This is a genomic window from Actinosynnema sp. NPDC023658, assembly GCF_040639995.1.
Classification (GTDB): Bacteria; Actinomycetota; Actinomycetes; order Mycobacteriales; family Pseudonocardiaceae; genus Actinosynnema.
The window spans coordinates 1-4,967 of sequence record NZ_JBFAAX010000423.1; the positions used below are offsets into that span (position 1 = coordinate 1).

The window sequence follows — 4,967 nt, forward strand, 5'->3', positions numbered from 1 at the left end:
GAACGCGAACTCCTCGTCGCCCAGGTGGTAGACCTGGACACCGGTGATGTCGCCGGGCAGCAGGTCCGGCGTGAACTGGACCGGACCCCTCGTCACTACCCGCCGGGCCCGCCGAAACGAAGAAGTCGACTATTAACCCAGTTACCGGCGTCATGCCTGCGAAACAGGACATTGGTCGGCAAGCAATCCTGTGCGCGAACCGGTTCGATACAGAACGATAAGCAGGGTCGACTCGTGGTGTCAAGCGGCACATGCTATGGCTTACGACGAATGGACGCCATACAGGGCCTTGGGGAATCGAGCGTTTCGGTGTGCGCTCTCGGGGCTCTTGACAGCGAGCGTCTGACTGCGTAGACATGATAGCGCAGTCAAACGGGGCTGTGGCCGGCGATGAGGGTGCTATGACGCGACTGGCGAGGCCTGGCGGAAGTCCTTTGACGCCACGCAGCGTGGACGTCGCGCGGCTGGCCGGCGTCTCCCAAAAGACGGTGTCCAGGGTCCTCAACGACGAGCCGTATGTCTCGCCCGGCCTGCGCCGGCGGGTCCTGGACGCCGCCGAGGAGCTCGGCTACCGGCGCAACCAGGCGGCTCGGGCGCTGGCCTCCGGGCGGACCCGGTCGATCGGCGTGGTGACGCTGGGCAGCGCCTTGTACGGACCGGTGTCGTGGCTCGCGGGCATCGAGCGGGCGGTCCGGGAGATGGGCTACACGCTGCGGGTGGCCGCCACGATCGAGGGCGACCCGGGCGGTATCGCGGGCGCCCTGGCGTCGCTGCTGGACCAGGGCGTGGACGGGGTCGTCATCTCCGAGCCGATCGACGAGGGCGTCGGCCTCATCAGCGTCGACGTGCCGGTCCTGGTCCTCGGCGCGCCGCCCAACTTCGCCGCGCCGCAGGTGGTGACCGCCAGGGTCGGCGCGGGTCGGTTCGCGCGGGCCGCGACCGAGCACCTGCTGGGATTGGGGCATGAGACCGTCCATCACCTGGCCGGCCCGCAGCGGTGGTAGTCGGCACGGGACCGTCTCGCCGGTTGGCGCGAGGCGCTGCGAGCCCACAGTGCGGACGAGCCGCCGGTCGTCGAGGGCGACTGGTCGGCCGCGTCCGGCTACGCGGCGGGCCGGGAACTGGCCGGTGACGGCACCGTGACCGCGGTGTTCGCCGCGAACGACGACATGGCGATCGGTCTCATCCGCGCGCTGCTCGAGGCCGGACGCCGGGTGCCCGAGGACATCAGCGTCGTCGGGTTCGACGACATCCCGCTCGCCGCCTACGTCACTCCCCCGCTCACCACCATGCGGCAGCCGTTCGACGAGGTCACGCGGCGGGGCCTCGCGCTGCTGGTACAGGTCATCGAGAAGCCGGACGTCGAGCTTCCACTGGCGGCCGACCAACCGGTCGAGCTCGTCGTCCGCGCCTCGACGGCGCCACCACCGCCCCGGCCGATCCCGGGACGTGGCCGCCGAGCGATCCCCCAGGCCCACGGTGTCCCGCACGGTCAGCCCGCCGGCAGCGAAGTCCCATACACCCAGCCCTGACCAGCGTCAATCTGTCCACCTACGGCGGCACGTCACCCCCGATCACGCGTCAGCGTTCTCAGCATCGGTGAGAGCACTCCTCCGCCCCGCCTCGGGAGTGATGCCGCCCAGTGGTGCTGGCGTGGCTATTGACCTGTTGATCGAGCCGGTCCTGCTCACCTGCGTCGGCCTCGCCGATGGAACACGGCGGCGACGGCGAGCAGCACGTCGCTCAGGGCGGACATCCCCACCAAGGCGGCCGTCTACGCACGGGAACTGGGGCTCCCCGAGGTCCAGCCCGCTGCTCGGCTCTACCACGCGCTGCTTTCGGTGGGCCGGGATCGACCGGGCACGGAGAAACCCATGGCGCCGTCCGCCGCCGCCTTGGCCTCGTGGCTACCGGAGGACTGCCGTCTGACAGCGGCGGACACCTTGGTCGCGGGGCGGCGAGTAGCACAGGAATGGGTGGGGGTACCGCTACCTTCAGCAGAATGACGACTGACTGATCGACCTCGGAGGAAATTCGGCATCTGATGCGCCTGGTGGTGACCCATTGTGACGGGTTCCGGAACGAGTCATTTCACTGGATGAAAACTGGGGTGGGAAGTTCCCCACTCTTGCGAAGAGGCCTCAAACCCCTGCTAAGCTGGGCTTATGAGCCACTCCCCTTCGAGAGGAGTGGGAAATTCCCCACAGGTGCGTGTTCGGGCAAACCTCTCGGACACGCGCACTATTCACACGGCCCACGGGTTTGATGAGCACATCAGCCTCGTGGGCCGTGTGCGTGTAGCGGACTTGCAGGTCAATGGTCCTGTAGAGGCTCGCCACGCTCTCTATCTCAGCATCGGCAAGAGCCGCTCCGACGTTACCCAGTGAGTCGATCATCGCGTGCACCTCGGCTGCGCTCAGCGCGTCCGGCGCTGGTGTTCCCTCCAGTTCCGCCCGCGCGGCTGCCCGTACCGCTTGCGCCTCGTTCATCGGCTCGACCAACGCCAGCGGGTCAATTCCGGCTTTGATGGCCTCTTGGAACCGGCTCAACTGAGCCTCCGCCTTGGCGAGCCGCGCTTTCGCCGCCTCCCTACCGCTCGCCACGCCGTTCGTTCCCTGCGACTCCACCAAAGCGGCAACGGTGCGGTCCCGGTTCTCCGGCGCGAACAATCGCCCGAGCCACCCGTTCACCGCCTCCTGAAGAACGTCCTCACGGAGGTAGACCGTGGGCGGATGCGTGGCCAGAGCAGGTGACCCGGGCGCGAGCGTCCGAGCCGGACACCGGTAGTACACGCCGCGCGCCCGTGGACTGGCCTCCATCTTCCGACCGCACGCCGTGCACCGGACGATGCCCCGAAACAGGTACGGCCGTTTCGTAGCCCGCTCGGCGCGCTCGGTCTTGCGTGCCGTCTTCAACCCGCCGGCGGACTTCGACTTGCGCAGCAGGTGCGCCTGCGTGAACTCCTCGACACTGACGATCGCCGGATGCGCGGGCTTGCGGGACCGAACGATCCGATCGGCACTCGCCCGCCGGAAGCGGATCACGTAGCCAGCCGCCACGTCGTCAGGGTCGAGCAACATCTCCTGCCGCGCCCACCGCCCGAAGAACGCAAACCCCGTGTACCTCGGGTTGTCCAGGATCGCCCGCACCGTGCTGCCCTGCCAGCCATCGGCCAACCGGTGCCGGTTCTGGTCCGGCCGCCGAGCAAGCCGGAGCGAACAGCCCGTCCAGCCACTTGCTCAACGGTCCCAATACCGCCGCTTCCGGTAGGTAGACATTGTTCGGGTGGCCGTTCAGTGCCGGTGAACCCGGCACCAGCGTTCGCGCCGAGCATCGGTAATAGGTGCGTGTCTTCCGCGGAGTGCCTTCCATTCGCCGTGAGCAGTACTCACACCGAACGCGTCCTCGGAGTGGATACGGCCGCTTGGTCGCCTTTGGTCCACGCTCCAGCTTCCGGCTCGCTGCCAGCCCACCGGCAGCCCGCGAGCGCCGCAACAACTGAGCCTCCACGAACTCCTCGACCGACACGATCGCCGGGTGTGCTGGCTGCCGCGAGCGGACCACCTTCTCGGGTGCCGCACGTCGGAACCGGATCACGCGACCAGCAGCCACGTCGTCAGGGTCGAGCAGCGTTTCCTGCCTCGCCCACCGTCCGAAGAACGCGAACCCCGTGTACCGAGGGTTATCCAAGATCGCTCGAACGAGCGCAGGTGTCCCCATTGCGCGGGTGGGCGAGCACCGGCAGTGCCTGGCGACCGAGATCCAGGCGCCGCCTCCGTGACCGACACCGGGTCCGCTCCGCGCGGATCAGATCGGCCAGGCGGACGAGGGTATGGTTGGACAGCGGAATCACGGCAGGGTAAGACAGCACGGCGAGGCTCCCAGTCGGGGCATCGGATCTTGGTCGACTGCTGTCTTACCGGGAGCCTCGCCCACCGCGCTCCCATCACTCAGCCCGCGCCGTGACCTGCACCGTCAGGACGAAAATGGCTCGCTGATCGCGATTCCACCACGGGCTTCTGCACCTTCCCGCCACCGCCACGTGTACCCCTGTCACCCCTGGGCCACTCTTGCTCGGGAGGTTGGGAAGGGCTGAGGGTCACCTTGTACAGCATAGACACGATCACCCAGGCATGCTCTCAACACGCTGATACTTCGATCTACCAGCGACGACGACTTTTCGAGCGGCGCATGATCGAATGTCACGGCTCGTGTCCTCGGGGCTTCACCGGCCGATGTGCACGAACGCGCTCCACAGCGCCGGTCGGCCCGGATATCGGTTCCGCAGTTCGCGGACGGCCACGTGCAGTGCAACAGCCGGATCCGGGTCGGACCGCACCGAACGGTAGAAGCTCTCCGCGACATCGTGGGCCACGTCGTCGTCGATCTGCCACAGCGTGCCGATCACAGTGGGAAATCCCGCGAACTGAAAGCCGGACGCGATGTGCATACCCTCGTCCGCGAGTCGACCGACGGTGAGCATCGTGGTGCACGTCGACAGGTATGCCAGGACGCGACCGTCCTGGGGCAGCTTGGCGATGTCACGCACGGACAGTCGTCCGCCGGTGAGTGACATCGCGCCGGACGCGGGATCCGTGAGGTCGGCATGTGCGTGACAGCAGAAGTGCGCCACGCCCGCGTCGGCGAGCGCGGAAGACACCGCACGCGGGGTGGCTTGGCCGTCGGCCAAGACGTGGACCCGTCCTTCGAACAAGCCGGCCACCGCAGCTGCTTCCTCTAGCGCACGCGGAAGCGGACGACCGGGTGTCTCCGATATGGCCACGACCACCGCACGAGCGTCCGTGATGTCGACTGACGGCCGGGCCTGCGCGTCAACCAGCGCGCGCAGCGTCGTGGTCGTCGACGACACGAGGTCGGTGCGACCCGATGTCAGGCTTGCCGCTGCGTGCAGCGGCAGCGCGCCGAGCACCCCGGTCGGCATCCACCACACGCGTCCGCAATCGGGC

The 4,967-nt window shown here is 67.9% G+C and carries 5 protein-coding genes and 2 pseudogenes; 2 read left to right on the forward strand and 5 right to left on the reverse strand.

Translation table 11 applies throughout. The annotated features are described in order from the left end of the window. A partial coding sequence (locus AB0G02_RS28005; RefSeq protein ID WP_360799450.1) for an AAA family ATPase occupies nt 1-96 on the reverse strand: 96 nt, incomplete at its 3' end. Between the two features lie 353 nt (nt 97-449). Between AB0G02_RS28005 and AB0G02_RS28010 the strand changes: the two genes are divergently transcribed. Continuing rightward, nucleotides 450-1,004: a LacI family DNA-binding transcriptional regulator gene (locus AB0G02_RS28010; RefSeq protein ID WP_360799438.1), complete on the forward strand. Its 555-nt coding sequence runs from the start codon at nt 450-452 to the stop codon at nt 1,002-1,004. Between the two features lie 15 nt (nt 1,005-1,019). Continuing rightward, nucleotides 1,020-1,532 (forward strand): annotated as a pseudogene (locus AB0G02_RS28015) (substrate-binding domain-containing protein); the annotation flags it as partial. A 609-nt stretch (nt 1,533-2,141) separates the two neighbouring features. Here AB0G02_RS28015 and AB0G02_RS28020 read toward each other — a convergent pair. The 4 genes and pseudogenes from AB0G02_RS28020 to AB0G02_RS28035 all read right to left on the reverse strand — a co-directional run. Further along, nucleotides 2,142-3,176 carry a recombinase zinc beta ribbon domain-containing protein gene (locus AB0G02_RS28020; protein ID WP_360799441.1) on the reverse strand — a complete coding sequence of 345 codons (1,035 nt, stop codon included), beginning with the start codon at nt 3,174-3,176 and terminating at the stop codon, nt 2,142-2,144. Further along, on the reverse strand, nt 3,064-3,720 hold the full coding sequence (locus AB0G02_RS28025) for a recombinase zinc beta ribbon domain-containing protein (protein WP_360799444.1): 657 nt from the start codon (nt 3,718-3,720) through the stop codon (nt 3,064-3,066). The genes AB0G02_RS28020 and AB0G02_RS28025 overlap by 113 nt, the downstream gene beginning before the upstream one ends. Then, nucleotides 3,710-3,871 (reverse strand): annotated as a pseudogene (locus tag AB0G02_RS28030) (IS5/IS1182 family transposase); the annotation flags it as partial. The gene AB0G02_RS28025 and the pseudogene AB0G02_RS28030, both read right to left, overlap by 11 nt. Before the next feature lie 354 nt (nt 3,872-4,225). After that, on the reverse strand, nt 4,226-4,967 hold a 742-nt coding region (locus AB0G02_RS28035), incomplete at its 5' end, for a CHAT domain-containing protein (RefSeq protein ID WP_360799447.1).

Excerpts from the sequence above, each read along its gene's own strand:
- AB0G02_RS28025 (WP_360799444.1), bottom strand. The coding sequence starts at position 3,720 with ATGGGGACACCTGCGCTCGTTCGAGCGATCTTGGATAACCCTCGGTAC.